The sequence below is a fragment of the Halomonas sp. 1513 genome (assembly GCA_001971685.1).
Classification (GTDB): Bacteria; Pseudomonadota; Gammaproteobacteria; order Pseudomonadales; family Halomonadaceae; genus Franzmannia.
The window spans coordinates 509,938-525,018 of the sequence record CP019326.1; the positions used below are offsets into that span (position 1 = coordinate 509,938).

The following is a 15,081-nucleotide window of genomic DNA, read 5'->3' on the forward strand; positions in this document are numbered from 1 at the left end:
ATTGTCGATGAAGTTTCGTTTCGAATCCCATGAGCCCGTGGTGTATCGCCGCAAGGCACGCCTGATCAGCGTGGCCATGGCCGCCCAGTTGATCGTGCTGGGCATGCTGTTCTCCCAATTGCTGACCCGCGCCTTCGGCTCCAGCCTGTGGCTCAACGCCCTGGGGGTGCTGCTTGGCCTGGTGGCCACCAGTCTGGTATTCGCGGCGCTGCGCGAGCGCCCGTGGATGCAGGAGATGCGCTACGTCTGGCAGCTCAAGCACCACTTGTCACGCGTCAGTGGCTACCTGCCGGCGCTGCGCCGCGGCGTCGCAGAGCACAACCACGTGGCGCTGGGCATCCTCAGCTTCTACCACCAGGGCATGGCGCAGCTCGCCGAGCTCAACGGCCGCACCCTGGACGACGACAGCGAGCTGATCGCCGAGCGTGAGCAGCTGCGCCAGCAGCGCGAACGGCTGGGCCTGCCGCTGGAGGTGGACGGCTACGATACCGAGGACCTGGCCGCCTTCAAGCGCGGCTAAGCCCCTCTCAAGCCTTGCTGGCGTAGGCGTAGAGCAGCGTCTCCTGGGCGCTGATCGGCGCGGCGTCGCCCAGTTCGCGTTTGGTGTAGTGGCCGTCGCTATCGAGCAGCCAGCTCTGGCAGTTGTCGACCAGGTAGGTCTCGAGGTCCTTGCGCACGCGTGCGGCCAGCTTTGCGTCGAGCAGCGGGAAACAGGTCTCGACGCGGTGGAACATGTTGCGCTCCATGAAGTCGGCGCTGGACGCCCACACCTCTGGGCTGGCGTCGTTGTGGAAGTAGAACACCCGGGTGTGCTCGAGGAAGCGGCCGATGATCGAGCGCACCCGGATATTGTCCGAGATGCCCGGGACCCCGGGGCGCAGGCAGCACATTCCGCGAATGATCAGGTCGCACTCCACCCCGGCGTGGGAGGCGCGATACAGCGCGCGGATCAGCTTGGGCTCGGTGAGCGAGTTGCACTTGATGATCAGGTGCGCCCGGCGGCCGGCCGCGGCGTGAGCGGCTTCGCGGTCGATCATCGCCACCAGCCGCTCGTGGAGAGTGAAGGGGGCGTGCAGCAGGTGCTCGATATGCCGCGCCTTGCCCATCCCCGACAGCTGCTGGAAAACCTTGTGGACGTCCTCGCACAGCGTCTCGTGGGCGGTCAGCAGGCTGTAGTCGGTGTACAGCTTGGCGGTGCCAGCGTGATAGTTGCCGGTGCCGAGATGGGCGTAGTAGCGCAGCTCGCCGCGCTCGCGACGCACGATGTGCATCAGCTTGGCGTGGGTCTTGTAGGCCATCACGCCGTAGATGACGATGGCCCCGGCCTCCTGCAGGCGCGAGGCGAGTGCCAGGTTGTCGGCCTCGTCGAAGCGCGCGCGCAGTTCGATCACCACCGTGACCTCCTTGCCGCCGCGGGCCGCCTCGACCAGCGCCGAGACGATCGCCGAATCGGCGCCGGTGCGGTAGAGGGTCTGCTTGATGGCCAGCACGGCCGGGTCGCGGGCCGCCTCGGCGAGCAGCTCCTCCACCGGCGAGAAGGCGTGGAAGGGGTGGTGGAGCAGGATGTCGCTGTCCTTGATCGCCTCGAACAGCGAGTCGTGCTTCTTGAGGGCCTTGGGTAGCCCCGGGGTAAACGGGCGGTAGCGCAGCTCCGGGCGCTCGACGTCGGCGAGTACCGCCATCATGCGGGTCAGGTTGACCGGCCCCTGGACCCGGTAGAGGTCGCTCTGCTCGAGCTCGAACTGCGTGAGCAGGAAGTCGGCCAGCGGTTCCGGGCAGTTGTCGGCGACCTCCAGGCGCACGCCGCTGCCGTAGCGCCGCGCCAGCAGTTCGCCGCGCAGCGCCGAGGCCAGGTCGGAGACCGCCTCGGGGTCGACCGACAGGTCGGCGTTGCGGGTCAGTCGGAACTGGTAGCAGCCGCGCACCTGCATGCCGGGGAACACCTCGTGGGCGTGGGCGTGGATCATCGACGACAGGAACACGTACTCGCTGTAGCCCTCGGCGCAGCACGCCGCGGGCAGTGCGATCAGACGCGGCAGCGAGCGCGGGGCGGGCAGGATCGCCAGGCCGCCCTCGCGGCCGAAGGCGTCCTTGCCCTCCAGCTCGACGATGAAGTTGAGGCTCTTGTTGACCAGTCGCGGGAAGGGGTGCGACGGATCCAGCCCGATGGGGCTGATCACCGGCATGATCTCGTCGTCGAAATAGTCGCGCACCCAGGCCTGCTGGGCCGGTGTCCACTGGTCGCGGCGGCGAAAACGCAGGTGCTGCTCCTCCAGCGCCGGGATCAGGGTGTCGTTGAGCAGCCGGTACTGGCGCTCGACCTGCTCATGGGCGATGCGCGAGATCTCGCCGAGCACCTGGCGCGGCAGCATGCCGTCGGCGCCGGTGCTGTCGTTGCCCAGCGCCAGCTGGTGCTTGAGGCCGGCGACCCGGATCTCGAAGAACTCGTCGAGGTTGGAGGAGAAAATCAGCAGGAACATCAGCCGGTTGAGCAGCGGGTGCGCGGTGTCCAGCGCCTGCTCGAGCACGCGGATATTGAACTGCAGGTGCGACAGCTCGCGATTCAGGTAGAGCGATGGGTCGTCGAGATCGAGCGCTGCCGGGTCGCCCTTGGCGCGCACCCCGGTGCGGGTCCGGTTGACCCGCAGCGGCAGCGGTTCGGCCGCCGCGGGCGTCTCTGCGGGCGGCGGCGACTGGTCGGGGTCTGGCACGGCGCGCGGGTCTTGCATCTCGCCTCCTCAGGCAGAAGAAGGGCCCCGCGGCTGGATGCGGTCCCTTGCGGTTAGCTGGCGAGCAGGCGCGCCGCTCGCTTGGCAAAGTAGGTCAGCACGCCGTCGGCGCCGGCGCGCTTGAAGCACATCAGCGACTCGAGCATCACCTTGTCGGCGTCGAGCCAGCCCTGCTCGAAGGCCGCCATGTGCATGGCGTACTCGCCGCTGACCTGATAGGCGAAGGTCGGCACTCGAAGCTCCTCCTTGACCCGCCGCACCACGTCGAGATACGGCATGCCAGGCTTGACCATCACCATGTCGGCGCCCTCGGCGATATCCATGGCCACCTCGTGGAGCGCCTCGTCGCCGTTGGCGGGGTCCATCTGGTAGGTGCTCTTGTCGGCGCGGCCGAGGTTGCCCGCCGAGCCCACCGCATCGCGGAACGGCCCGTAGTAGCTCGAGGCGTACTTGGCGCTGTAGGCCATGATGCGCGTGTTGTGCAGGTGCTCCTGCTCTAGCACGCTGCGGATCGCCGCGATGCGCCCGTCCATCATGTCCGAGGGGGCCACCACGTCGGCGCCGGCCTCGGCGTGGGACAGCGCCTGCTTGAGCAGGGTCTCCACGGTGCGATCGTTGTGCACGTAGCCCGTTTCATCGAGGATCCCGTCCTGGCCGTGGCTGGTGTAGGGGTCGAGGGCCACGTCGGTGATCACGCCCAGCTCGGGCAGGGCCGCCTTGAGCTCGCGTACGCTGCGCTGTACCAGGCCGTTGGCGCTGTAGGCCTCCTCGGCCAGCTCGCTCTTGAGCTCGGCATCGACCACCGGAAACAGCGCCAGCGCTGGAATGCCCAGCTCGAAGGCTTCGCGAGCCTCGTCGATCAGCAGGTCTAGCGACAGCCGTTCGACGCCGGGCATCGACGGCACCGCCTCGCGACGGCCGCTGCCTTCGAGCACGAAGACCGGCCAGATCAGGTCGGCGGCGGTCAGCGTCGACTCGCGCATCATGCGCCGCGAGAAGTCGTCCTTGCGCATGCGGCGCAGGCGGGCGGCGGGAAACTGTCGGGATGTGCCTAGGTTCAAGGGGTCTCTCCGGTCGTTGGGCGTGACCGCTGTCTGAGTATGGGTCACACAGATGACTGATCGATGACAGCGGCGTTGCATGGGTGATGCCGAATGCGCTTTCCGGCGATGCCTCGAGTATATCAGCGCCGCCCGGTTGGGGGAGAGCCGAGTCGCAGACGCTGGGGAGCAGATGGGCTACAGTGATGATTTGCTGCTCTCGGGCGGCAGCATCGCGGTCACAAGGAGAGCGATATGAGCAAGCAGGTGGCGGTCATTCTGTCGGGCTGCGGCGTCGAGGACGGCGCCGAGATCTATGAAACCACCCTGACCCTGTTGCGGCTCGATCAGTTGGGGATTGGCTATCGCTGCTTCGCCCCGGACATCGACCAGCACCACGTCATCGATCACCTGCGTGGCGAAGAGGCGCCGGATGAGACGCGCAACGCGCTGGTGGAGGCCGCACGCCTGGCGCGCGGTGAGGTCAGTGAACTCGCCGAGCTCGACGCCGAGGAGTTCGATGCGGTGATCCTGCCCGGCGGCTTCGGCGTGGCCAAGACGCTGAGCGATTTCGCCGTTGTCGGCAGCGACATGCAGGTGCTCGATGCACTCGCGGCGCCGCTGGTGGCCTTCCACGAGGCGCGCAAGCCGATCGGCCTGATGTGCATTGCCCCGGTGCTGGTACCGAGGCTGTTCGGCGAGGGCATCGCGGTAACGATCGGTCACGACCCGGCGGTGTCCGGGGCGATCAGCGCTATGGGCGGCCTGCACCGTGCCTGCAAGGTCGACGATATCGTGGTCGACTTCGAGCACCGCATCGTCACCACCCCCGCCTATATGCTCGCCGAGAGCATCAGCGAAGCGGCTAGCGGGATCTTCAAGCTGGTCGAGCGTATCGATGAGTGGATGGAGCTCTGACTCGGGCGTACCCTACTAGCTAGCGCCGGAAAGAGCGCGGTGACTGGTCGCAAGGGCGCTACTCCTCTTGCTCACGTTTCTTGCGCTGCGCCAGCCGGCCGAACAGCAGCCCTACCTCGTAGAGCAGGTACATGGGTACCGCCAGCAGGCTCTGGGAGATGATGTCCGGCGGGGTCAGCAGCATGCCGACGACGAAGCAGCCGAGGAAGATGTAGGGGCGCTTCTTGGACAGGCTCTCTACGCTGGTGGCGCCGGAGAAGATCAGCAGGAAGGTGGCGATGGGGATCTCGAAGGCCACGCCGAAGGCGAAGAACAGCTTGAGCACGAAGTTCAGGTAGGCGTTGATATCGGTCATCACCGCCACGTTCTCCGGCCCGGTCTGGGTGAAGAACTGGAACAGCAGCGGGAACACCACGTAGTAGGCAAATGCCGCGCCGGCATAGAACAGCGCCACGCTGGAGGCGAGGATCGGAATCGCCAGGCTCTTCTCGTTGTCGTAGAGGCCCGGCGCGATGAACGCCCAGGCCTGGTGCAGCACGAAGGGTACGGCGATGAACACTGCCACCACCAGGGTCAGCTTGAAGGGCGCCAGGAACGGCGAGGCGACCTCGGTGGCGATCATCTGCGAGCCTTCCGGCAGCATGTCCATCAGCGGCTGCGCAACGAAGGTATAGATATCGTTGGCGAAGGCGTAGAGGCCGAGGAAGATCACCAGGATCACCACCACCGAGCGCATCAGCCGCGAGCGCAGCTCGATGAGGTGCTCGATCAAGGGGGCCTGGGACGCTTCATTGTGCTGGTTGCGCTGCTTGTCTCGAGAGGCGTCGTCGCTCATCGTGAGGGCGAATCCTTGTCACTGGGGGGCGATGATGGGGTGGCCTGCTCGGAGCCCACCGAGTCGCGCCGCGCCTTGCTCGCCAGCGCCTTGTCCAACCGCTCGCTGGCGGCAGGCGCCTCATCCTGGTCGGCTGCGGCGGGGCTGTGCTGGGCGTCACCCTTGGGCGGCGTGCCGCTATCGGGCTCGGCGTAGCGCTCCACGTCGCGCTTGACCCTGCCCAGGCTCTCGTCGAGCTTCTTCTGCTGTTCATCGAGTTTCTGGCGCAGCTCTTCCGCCTCGAGCTGGGCGTTGATCTCGCGCTGCATGCCCGACACGGTGCGCTTGATCTTGCCGATCCACAGGCCAGCGGTGCGTGCCGCCTTGGGCAAGCGTTCGGGGCCCAGTACCAGCAGGCCAACGACGCCGATGAGCAGTAGCTCGAGAAAGCCGATATCCAACATGGGCGATTACTTGCGCTCTTCCTGGTCTTCGGCCTTCTGCTCGGCCTGGACGTCGTAAGTGTGGCCGGCATCCTCTTCGTGGCGGACCTTGGCCTGGGGCTGGTCGGCGGCCTCGTCGTCCTTTTCCTTGTCCTTGTCATCCTCATGCATGGCCTTCTTGAAGCCCTTGACGGCGCCGCCCAGATCGCCGCCGACGTTGCGCAGCTTCTTGGTACCGAACACCAGGATGATAATGCCGAGTACGATTAACAGCTGCCAGATACTGATGCCACCTAACATGTTGAATCTCCCACTGATCGAAGTATGCGTGCCGGGTCAGGGCGACGGTGTACGGGCGGCTTTTTCGTCCAACCCGGAGGTGCCGAAGCGACGTGCCAGCTCGTCGAGGACCGCCTGGTGCTCGATGTCGAGGTGCGACAACATCACCAGGCTATGAAACCACAGGTCGGCGGTTTCGGCGACTAACGCTTGACGGTCGCTGTCAACGCCACTGGCCGCGTCCTTGGCGGCGAGGATCGTCTCGGTGGCTTCCTCGCCGACCTTTTCCAGAATCTTGTTCAGCCCCTTGTGGTGCAGGGCTGCGACATAGGAACTGTCGGCGGCGGCGTGGCGCCGCTCTGCCAGCACGTCACCGAGTCGTTCGAGTATATCACTCATGGGGGTCATCCTCTGTCGCAAGGGAGTGGGGGTCAATGCCAGGCGAGCAGCAGCACGCCCAGGGCCGCCACGGCCACCACCGGCCAGGGTTGCTGTATGGCCCATCCCAGCAGCGGCTGCCAGGCCAGGGCCGCGGCCAGCAGCAGCACGCCGAGTCGCAGCCGGCGCGCGCCGCGGCTGCTGGACACCAGTTGGCGTCGCATGCCGACCAGGGAGTCGGCCTGGCGACGGCGCTGCTGGCGCTCGAGTTGGGCCCGGGACATCACCTGGTGGGCGAGTACCGGCAGCTCGGGCAGTTGGCGGGTCAGCTCCGGCGCCTGGCGCTTGAGCGACTCCCACAGCCCGCTGGGGCCGGCGCGCTCCTTCATCCAGCGCTCCAGGTAGGGTTTGGCGGTGCTCCACAGGTCGAGGTCGGGGTAGAGCTGGCGCCCCAGGCCCTCGATATTGAGCAGGGTCTTCTGCAGCAGCACCAGCTGCGGCTGGACCTCCATGTTGAAGCGCCGCGCGGTCTGGAACAGCCCCAGCAGGACCTGGCCGAAGGAGATGTCCTTGAGCGGTTTCTCGAGGATCGGCTCGCACACCGCGCGGATCGCCGCGGCGAACTCGTTGGCGCGGGTGTCTTCGGCGACCCAGCCCGACTCGATATGCAGGGCGGCGACTTCGTAGTAGTCCTGGTGGAAGAACGCCAGCAGGTTGCGCGCCAGGTAGTCCTGGTCCTCGCGGGTCAGGCTGCCGACGATACCGCAGTCGATGGCGATGTACTGCGGGTCCTGGGGATTGCCGCGGGTCACGAAAATATTGCCGGGGTGCATGTCGGCGTGGAAGAAGTTGTCGCGGAACACCTGAGTGAAGAAGATCTCCACGCCGCGCTCGGCGAGTTTCTTGAGATCGGTCTGCTGGGCCTTGAGCGCGGCGAGATCGGCCACCGGCACGCCGTGGATGCGCTCCTGGACCATCACCCGGGTGCGGGTCAGCGACCAGTGGATGGCCGGCACGTAGAGTATCGGCGAATCCTTGAAGTTGCGCTTGAGCTGCGAGGTATTGGCGGCTTCCTTGTGCAGGTCGAGCTCGTCGAACAGCGTCGACTCGTAGTCGCGTACTACCTCCACCGGGCGCAGCCGTCGCGCCTCGGGCACCCTCGCCAGTACCTGCGCCACGCGGTACATCAGCGCCATGTCCTGACGCATCACGCGGTCGATGGCGGGACGGATGATCTTGACCACTACGTCCTCGCCGCCGTGCAGCCGGGCGGCGTGGACCTGGGCGATCGAGGCCGAGGCCAGCGGGGTGGTGTCGAAGCTGGCGAAGGCCTCGGCCAGCGACATCTCGAGCTCCTCCTCGACCAGTGCCACGGCCTCGTCGCCGGGGAAGGGCGGCACCTGGTCCTGGAGGCGCTTGAGCTCATCGGCGATGTCGGGGGGCAGCAGGTCGCGGCGGGTCGACAGCATCTGGCCGAACTTGACGAAGATCGGCCCCAGCGCTTCCAGCGCCAGGCGCAGCCGCTCACCGGGAGAGCGGTTGCCGATCGGCACCAGCCGCAGCGGCGAGAGCTGGAAGCACAGGCGCAGCCACCACGGCAGGCGCTCCAGCGGAATCAGCGTATCCAGCCGATAGCGGGTGATCACCCACAGGATGCGCAGCAGCCTCATGCCGAGCCTCCGCGGTGCACTGCCAGTCGCCGTTCGAGGCGTGCCACTCGCGCCTCGAGCCGGTCGCTAGCCATCTCGACGTCGGTGAGCAGGTCGCGGGCCACGTCCTGCTGGCCGCGGCCGGTGAACAGGCGCGCCTCCTCGAACAGGTATTCACTGAGATCGGCACGCAGCTGCTGGACGCTGCGCGCGCCGAAGCGCCCCAGTCGGCGGCCGCCCTCGGCCAGTTGATGGGCAGGCAGGTCGCCGAGCAGGCGCGCCAGTTCGCCCTCCCAGTCGGCGTCGAGGTCGAGCACTAGGTCGCGCAGCGCCTCGAGCAACGCCGGGTTGCCGTGCACCGCGAGTCGCCCGCTGAACATCAGGCGCTCGATGGATTCCCCGCCCAGCAGGGCGCCGAGGCTCTCGGCGTCGAGCTCGACCCGCGCGTCGGCATCGGCTGCATCGTCGTGGTCGGCACGCTGCAGGTGCAGCCCCTGGGAATGCACCTGCAGCAGCAGGCTGAGTCGCGGCGTGGCCAGGTGGATCACCAGCCGCTTGCCGGCCAGCGCCTCGAGGCGCGCCGGCGCCGCGGGGTCGCGGGCCAGCAGCGCATTGAGGGTCGCTTCGAGGCCGGCCAATAGCATCACAGCTTGATGCCGCGGTGCAGGGCGACGATGCCGCCGGTGAGGTTGGTGTACTCGACCCGCTCGAGGCCGGCGGCTTCCATCATTGCCTTGAGCGTCTCCTGGTCCGGATGCATGCGGATCGACTCGGCGAGGTAGCGGTAGCTGTCGGCGTCGTTGGCGACCAGCTCGCCCATCTTGGGCAGCAGACGGAAGGAGTATTCGTCGTAGACCTTGGACAGCAGCGCACTGGGCGGCTTGGAGAACTCCAGCACCAGCAGCCGGCCGCCGGGCTTGAGGACGCGGGCCATGGAGCGCAGCGCGGCATCCTTGTCGGTGACGTTGCGCAGGCCGAAAGCGATGGTGATGCAGTCGAAGCTGTTGTCGGGGAACGGCAGGCACTCGGCGTTGGCCTGGACGTACTCGACGTTGCCACCGACGCCCTGGTCGAGCAGCTTGTCGCGGCCCACGCGCAGCATCGATTCGTTGATATCCGCCAGCACCACGCGACCACGCGGGCCGACCAGCCGCGAGAACTTCAGGGTCAGGTCGCCGGTGCCGCCGGCGATGTCGAGCACGCTATGGCCCGGGCGTACGCCGGCGCGCTCGATGGTCAGGCGCTTCCATACGCGGTGGATGCCCAGCGACATCAGGTCGTTCATGACGTCGTAGCGGGCCGCCACCGAGTGGAAGACGTCGGCGACGCGGGAGGCCTTCTCCTCGAGGGGGACTTCCTGATAGCCGAAATGGGTGGTGCGCTTGTCCATGGATGGCCCCTGGCTGGATTCGTCGCGCCGACGTGCGGGCACGTCAGCAAATGGCGATATTGTAGCGCCCCGGCCAGGGTGTTGTCCTGCGCGGTGGGGTCGCAGGCAGGGTTATTCGAGATAGCCTCGCCGCTCGGGACTGATCCGGCGGCAGGCCTGCGAGGAGGCGCTGTAAACCCATCCCTGGGCGCTACCTTGCGCCATCCATGGCGCAAACCTCCTCTTCGACCTGCCCCCGGCGTCCCTCGCTAGCAGCAACTGAGGTGGCTCAGGCGCCAATGGCTCAAAGCTGCTTGAACTGGATGGTCTGGGGTTCCCGGGAGGCGCCGGCCTCGTCCAGGCGGCGCAGGTAGTCGGCCCAGTTGGTGTCGTGATCGACGGCGATGGCGTAGAGGTAGTCCCAGCTGTAGAGGCCGCTGTCGTGGCCGTCGTCGAAGTGCAGCTTGAGCGCGTAGTTGCCGGCCTGGGTGATGTTCTGCAGGCCGACGTCCTTCTTGCCGACCTGCAGCACGGCGGTATCAGGGCCGTGGCCGCGGACCTCGGCGGAGGGCGAGAAGACCCGCAGGTACTCGACGCTGAGCAGGAAGCGCTGGCCGTTGGGATACTCGAGCTCCAGTTCGCGGGCCTTCTGGTGGTAGTGCACCTTGCTGGGGATGGGGGTATCCATATTGATGACTCCAAGATTTAGGCCTTAGGGGTGCCGCTGTCGGTGCTTCCGTATCTTATGTACCGCGGGCCGAGCAGCTACGTCAGCTCGAGACATAGGGCCTAGCATCGAGAAGGCGCGGCTTAAGCCGAGGACAGGCCTACGCGGAGGCGCTGTGACCCCCCCTGGGCGCTACCTATGCCATCCATGGCATAGAACCTCCGCTTCGACCTGTCCTCAGCGCCGCGCCGCATGTTGCCAATTCGATGCTCGGTGCTGCTTTTGAGGTTAGAGAATATACCGCGACAGATCCTCATCCATGGCCAGCTCGCCGAGCTGCGAGTTGACGTAGTCGGCGTCGATGACCAGCGGGCTGCCCAGGTCGCCGCCCTTGAACGAGGCTTCCTCGAGCAGGCGCTCCATCACCGTGTGCAGACGCCGTGCACCGATGTTCTCGGTGCCTTCGTTGACCTGCCAGGCGATCTCGGCGATGCGCTGGATGCCGTCCTCGGTGAAGCTGATCTCCAGGCCGTCGGTGGCCAGCAGGGCCACGTACTGCTTGGTCAGCGCCGCAGAGGGTTCGGTGAGGATGCGCTGGAAGTCGCCGGGCGTCAGCGCTTCGAGCTCGACCCGGATCGGCAGGCGCCCCTGCAGCTCGGGAATCAGGTCCGAGGGCTTGGAGAGGTGGAAGGCCCCGGAGGCGATGAACAGGATATGGTCGGACTTGACCATGCCGTGCTTGGTCGACACCGTCGAGCCCTCGATCAGCGGCAGCAGGTCGCGCTGTACGCCTTCGCGGGAGACTTCGCCACCGCTCGACTGCTGGCCCTTGGTGACCTTGTCGATCTCGTCGAGGAAGACGATGCCGTTCTGCTCCACCGCCTCGATGGCGCGGCGCTTGATCTCCTCCTCGTTGACCAGCTTGGCGGCTTCTTCGTCGCGCAGCAGCTGCCAGGCGTCCTTGACCGCGACGCGCTTGGTCTCGCTCTTCTGCTTGCCCATGTTGGCGAACATGCTCTGCAGCTGGTTGGTCATCTCCTCCATGCCCGGCGGGGTCATGATGTCGATGCCCGGCCCCTGGGGCGTGACCTGGATGTCGATCTCCTTGTCGTCGAGCTGGCCTTCGCGAAGCTTCTTGCGGAACAGCTGGCGGGTCGAGCTATCGCTGCGCGGCGCGTCTTCCTGGCCGCGCGGCGGCGGCAGCAGGGCGTCGAGGATGCGGTCTTCGGCGGCGTCCTCGGCCTTGTGGCGCACCTCTTCCTTGGCCTGCTCGCGGGTCAGCTTGATCGAGGCCTCGGTGAGGTCGCGAATGATCGACTCGACGTCGCGGCCGACGTAGCCGACCTCGGTGAACTTGGTGGCCTCGACCTTGATGAAGGGGGCGTTGGCGAGCTTGGCCAGGCGCCGGGCGATCTCGGTCTTGCCGACCCCGGTGGGACCGATCATCAGGATATTCTTGGGCGTCACTTCACCGCGCAGCGAATCGTCGAGCTGCATGCGCCGCCAGCGGTTGCGCAGGGCGATGGCCACGGCGCGCTTGGCATCCTGCTGGCCGATGATGAACTGGTCGAGGGCGTGAACGATTTCGCGGGGTGTCATCTGGGTCATGGGGCGGCCCTCAGAGCTCTTCGAGCGTAACGTTGTGGTTGGTGAACACGCAGATGTCGCCGGCGATCTCGAGGGATTTCTCGGTGATCTCGCGGGCCGACAGCTCGGTGTTCTCCAGCAGTGCGCGGGCCGAGGCCAGGGCGTAGTTGCCGCCCGAGCCGATGGCGATGATGCCGCGCTCGGGCTCCACCACGTCACCGTTGCCGGTGATGATCAGCGAGGCGTCCTTGTTGGCGACGGCCAGCAGCGCTTCCAGGCGGCGCAGCGCGCGGTCGGTGCGCCAGTCCTTGGCCAGCTCCACGGCGGCCTTGACCAGGTGGCCCTGATACTTTTCCAACTGCGACTCGAAGCGTTCGAATAGCGTGAAGGCGTCGGCGGTGCCGCCGGCGAAGCCGGCCAGCACCTGACCGCGATACAGCCGGCGCACCTTGCTGGCATTGCCCTTCATCACCGTATTGCCGAGTGACACCTGGCCATCGCCGGCCAGTGCCACCTTACCGTCGCGGCGCACGGATACGATCGTGGTCATGTAGTGCTTACTCCCAAAAAGACGTGCAACAGGAGATGCGGGCAGCAGACGCTGAAATCAACCGCCGGGGTTGCCCGGCGCACGCGCTGGCTCAGTTCTGCAGGCGGATCATCAGCGGCTCGATGCCCTGGGTGAGCATCAGGTCCTGGGCGCGGTTGAGTTCGCGGGTATCGTCGTAGGGGCCGACCTGGACGCGGTGCCAGGTCTCGTTGTCGCCCGACTGCACCTCGCTGATCTGCGCCTGGAGGCCGAAGTTGCGCAGCCGGCCGGCGAGCTGCTCGGCATCGCCCGACTCGCGGAACGACGCCGCCTGCAGCATATAGCGGCTGTCGTTGGTGGCGGTTGCCGGTTCGCTGGGGGATTCGGCAGGCGCCTGCTCAGCGGCCGCCTCGTCGGCGGCGGTGGTACGAGCGATCTGCTCGGCAATCGGGTCCACCGTCTCGTCGCTGGGTGCTTCGCTGGCGGCGGTATCCTCGCTGGGGGTGGGCGGCTGCGGCGGCACCACCACCTCGGAGCGCGGCGCTACCACTTCGGATTCCGGCAGCAGGGTGTAGAACTCGAAGGTCGGCATGCGCGGCTCGTCGGCGGCGTCGGGTTCGCCCTCGGCGGGGCTGCTCGAGGGCGGCTTGGGCAGCACCGTGGCCATCGGCGTGGGCGCGCTCTCCTGCACGTACTGGGCGAGGAAGAAGCCGGCCACCAGGCCGGCCACGCCCCATAGCCAGCCGGGCACACCGCGGCGCTGAGCCTGGGCACGGCGGCGCGGCGCGGCGCCGCGTTTCTTGGGCGCGGGGCGGCGGGCCATTACATCTCCTCGGGGGCGCTGACGCCCAGCAGGTCGAGGCCGTTGCGAATCACCTGGCGGGTGGCGAGCCCCAGCGCCAGGCGGGCGCTGCGCTGGGCATCGTCGTCGACCATCACCTTCACTGCGTTGTAGCAGGTGTGGAAATCGGCGGCCAGGTCCTGCAGGTACTGGGCGATCTGCTGCGGCTCACGGTTGCCGGCGGCGTGCTCGACGACCTCCGGGAAGCGCGCCAGGCGATTCATCAGCGCCTTCTCCTGGTCGGCGTCGAGCTGGGCCAGGCTGGCCATGGCCAGGGCGTGGTCGAAGGGCTTGCCGTCGGCCTCTGCGCGGCGCAGCACGCTGCACACCCGGGCGTGGGCGTACTGCACGTAGTAGACCGGGTTGTCGTTGGACTGCGAGCGAGCCAGGTCGATGTCGAAGGTCAGCTGTGAGTCGGCGCGGCGCGCGGCCAGGAAGTAGCGGGTGGCGTCGCGGCCGACCTCGTCGATCAGGTCGCGCAGGGTGACGTAGCTGCCGGCGCGCTTGGAGAGCTTGACCTCGACGCCGGAGCGGGTGACCAGCACCATCTGGTGCAGCACGTAGTCGGGCCAGCCCTGGGGGATGCCGGTTTCCAGCGCCTGCAGGCCGGCGCGCACGCGGGTCACCGTGGAGTGGTGGTCGGCGCCCTGCTCGTTGATCACCTGCTTGAAGCCGCGCTGCCACTTGTCGAGGTGGTAGGCGACGTCGGGCAGGAAGTAGGTGTAGCCGCCGTCGCGCTTGCGCATCACGCGGTCCTTGTCGTCACCGAAGTCGGTGGTGCGCAGCCACAGGGCGCCGTCCTCTTCGTAGGTGTGGCCACCCTCGATCAGCTTGGCCACGGTGGCTTCGACCTTGCCGTCGTCGTACAGCGAGGACTCGAGGAAGTAGACGTCGAAGGCGACGCCGAAGGCCTTGAGATCGAGGTCCTGCTCGCGGCGCAGGTAGGCCACGGCGAACTCGCGGATGGCGTCGAGGTCGTCGGCATCGGCCTTGGCGGTGACGTGGCGGTCGTCGGCGTGGATCGTCTCCCCGGCCAGGTAGCTTGCGGCGACGTCCTCGATATAGCCGCCGCGGTAGCCATCTTCCGGCCAGTGGGGGTCGTCGGGGCCGAGGCCCTTGGCGCGGGCCTGCACCGAGAGCGCCAGGTTGCTGATCTGGGCGCCGGCGTCGTTGTAGTAGAACTCGCGGGTGACGTCGAAGCCGGTGGCCTCGAGCAGCCGGCAGATCGAGTCGCCGATCGCCGCGCCGCGGCCGTGGCCGACGTGCAGCGGCCCGGTGGGATTGGCGGAGACGAACTCGACCTGCACCTTCTGGCCCTTGCCGATCAGGCTGCGGCCAAAGGTGTCGCCGGCGTCGAGCACCTGCTGCACCACTTGGGCCACGGCGTCGGTGGCAGCGAAGAAGTTGATGAAGCCGGGTCCGGCGATCTCGGTGCTGCTCACGGCAGGTGACTCGGGCAGGGCGGCAACCAGGGCTTCGGCCAGGTCGCGGGGCTTCTTGCCGGCGGGCTTGGCCAGCATTAGCGCCAGGTTGGTGGCGTAGTCGCCGTGGGCCTTGTCCTTGGTGGGGTCGACCTTGATGGTCGGCGCGACGTCGGCGGGCAGCACGCCCTGCTGCTTGAGGGCGGCGAGTGCCTCGTCGAGCAGCGCGATGATGGTCTCTTTCATGAGTGCTCTGATGTCCTGTGGCGCGTGGCGTGGCAACGGCCGAAACGGCTTGGCCGCCCATTATCGGCAATTGCGGGGCTGCTTTAAACCCTGTGGGGTAAAGCAGGTACTAGCGCTGATTGGCAACGTCGCGCGGCTGTTCCAGGCGAGTGCATCGCGAAACCGCTGTAA

Annotated in this window: 16 protein-coding genes; 2 read left to right on the forward strand and 14 right to left on the reverse strand. The window is 67.1% G+C overall.

Features of this window, described 5'->3' with window-relative positions; genetic code table 11:
• Positions 1-7: 7 nt before the first annotated feature.
• Positions 8-520 carry a hypothetical protein gene (locus tag BWR19_02345; protein ID APX91877.1) on the forward strand — a complete coding sequence of 171 codons (513 nt, stop codon included), beginning with the start codon at positions 8-10 and terminating at the stop codon, positions 518-520.
• A gap of 7 nt (positions 521-527) precedes the next feature.
• On the opposite strand, the gene BWR19_02350 is transcribed toward BWR19_02345, so the two are convergent.
• Both BWR19_02350 and BWR19_02355 read right to left on the reverse strand, forming a co-directional pair.
• Positions 528-2,729: a polyphosphate kinase 1 gene (locus BWR19_02350; GenBank protein ID APX91878.1), complete on the reverse strand. Its 2,202-nt coding sequence runs from the start codon at positions 2,727-2,729 to the stop codon at positions 528-530.
• A 53-nt stretch (positions 2,730-2,782) separates the two neighbouring features.
• A complete protein-coding gene (locus BWR19_02355) occupies positions 2,783-3,790 on the reverse strand; it encodes a delta-aminolevulinic acid dehydratase (protein APX91879.1) in 1,008 nt (335 codons plus the stop codon).
• Positions 3,791-4,024: 234 nt separating this feature from the next.
• Between BWR19_02355 and BWR19_02360 the strand changes: the two genes are divergently transcribed.
• Positions 4,025-4,687, forward strand: a complete 663-nt coding sequence (locus BWR19_02360) for an isoprenoid biosynthesis protein ElbB (protein ID APX91880.1) — start codon at positions 4,025-4,027, stop codon at positions 4,685-4,687.
• 58 nt (positions 4,688-4,745) lie between these two features.
• Here BWR19_02360 and BWR19_02365 read toward each other — a convergent pair whose 3' ends face one another.
• From BWR19_02365 to BWR19_02420, 12 genes are all read right to left on the reverse strand, one after another.
• Positions 4,746-5,522: a twin arginine-targeting protein translocase TatC gene (locus BWR19_02365; GenBank protein APX91881.1), complete on the reverse strand. Its 777-nt coding sequence runs from the start codon at positions 5,520-5,522 to the stop codon at positions 4,746-4,748.
• The gene (locus BWR19_02370) at positions 5,519-5,965 is read right to left on the reverse strand and encodes a twin arginine-targeting protein translocase TatB (GenBank protein APX91882.1); all 447 of its coding nucleotides are present in this window, start codon (positions 5,963-5,965) and stop codon (positions 5,519-5,521) included. Before BWR19_02370 ends, BWR19_02365 begins: the two co-directional genes overlap by 4 nt.
• A gap of 6 nt (positions 5,966-5,971) precedes the next feature.
• On the reverse strand, positions 5,972-6,244 hold the full coding sequence (locus BWR19_02375; GenBank protein ID APX91883.1) for a Sec-independent protein translocase TatA: 273 nt from the start codon (positions 6,242-6,244) through the stop codon (positions 5,972-5,974).
• Between the two features lie 36 nt (positions 6,245-6,280).
• A complete protein-coding gene (locus BWR19_02380) occupies positions 6,281-6,622 on the reverse strand; it encodes a phosphoribosyl-ATP diphosphatase (protein ID APX91884.1) in 342 nt (113 codons plus the stop codon).
• 32 nt (positions 6,623-6,654) lie between these two features.
• Entirely contained in the window at positions 6,655-8,271 is a 1,617-nt protein-coding gene (locus BWR19_02385; protein ID APX91885.1) for a ubiquinone biosynthesis regulatory protein kinase UbiB, read from the reverse strand.
• The gene (locus BWR19_02390; GenBank protein ID APX91886.1) at positions 8,268-8,894 is read right to left on the reverse strand and encodes a hypothetical protein; all 627 of its coding nucleotides are present in this window, start codon (positions 8,892-8,894) and stop codon (positions 8,268-8,270) included. The genes BWR19_02385 and BWR19_02390 overlap by 4 nt, the downstream gene beginning before the upstream one ends.
• A complete protein-coding gene (locus BWR19_02395) occupies positions 8,894-9,640 on the reverse strand; it encodes a bifunctional demethylmenaquinone methyltransferase/2-methoxy-6-polyprenyl-1,4-benzoquinol methylase (protein APX91887.1) in 747 nt (248 codons plus the stop codon). Before BWR19_02395 ends, BWR19_02390 begins: the two co-directional genes overlap by 1 nt.
• A 283-nt stretch (positions 9,641-9,923) precedes the next feature.
• Positions 9,924-10,307: a 1-(5-phosphoribosyl)-5-((5-phosphoribosylamino)methylideneamino)imidazole-4-carboxamide isomerase gene (locus BWR19_02400; GenBank protein APX91888.1), complete on the reverse strand. Its 384-nt coding sequence runs from the start codon at positions 10,305-10,307 to the stop codon at positions 9,924-9,926.
• A gap of 267 nt (positions 10,308-10,574) precedes the next feature.
• Complete coding sequence (locus BWR19_02405) at positions 10,575-11,894, reverse strand: HslU--HslV peptidase ATPase subunit (protein ID APX91889.1); 1,320 nt, start codon at positions 11,892-11,894, stop codon at positions 10,575-10,577.
• 10 nt (positions 11,895-11,904) lie between these two features.
• On the reverse strand, positions 11,905-12,423 hold the full coding sequence (locus BWR19_02410; GenBank protein ID APX91890.1) for an HslU--HslV peptidase proteolytic subunit: 519 nt from the start codon (positions 12,421-12,423) through the stop codon (positions 11,905-11,907).
• Between the two features lie 91 nt (positions 12,424-12,514).
• Complete coding sequence (locus BWR19_02415) at positions 12,515-13,225, reverse strand: sporulation-like protein (GenBank protein APX91891.1); 711 nt, start codon at positions 13,223-13,225, stop codon at positions 12,515-12,517.
• A complete protein-coding gene (locus BWR19_02420) occupies positions 13,225-14,910 on the reverse strand; it encodes an arginine--tRNA ligase (protein APX91892.1) in 1,686 nt (561 codons plus the stop codon). The genes BWR19_02415 and BWR19_02420 overlap by 1 nt, the downstream gene beginning before the upstream one ends.
• Positions 14,911-15,081: the final 171 nt, after the last annotated feature.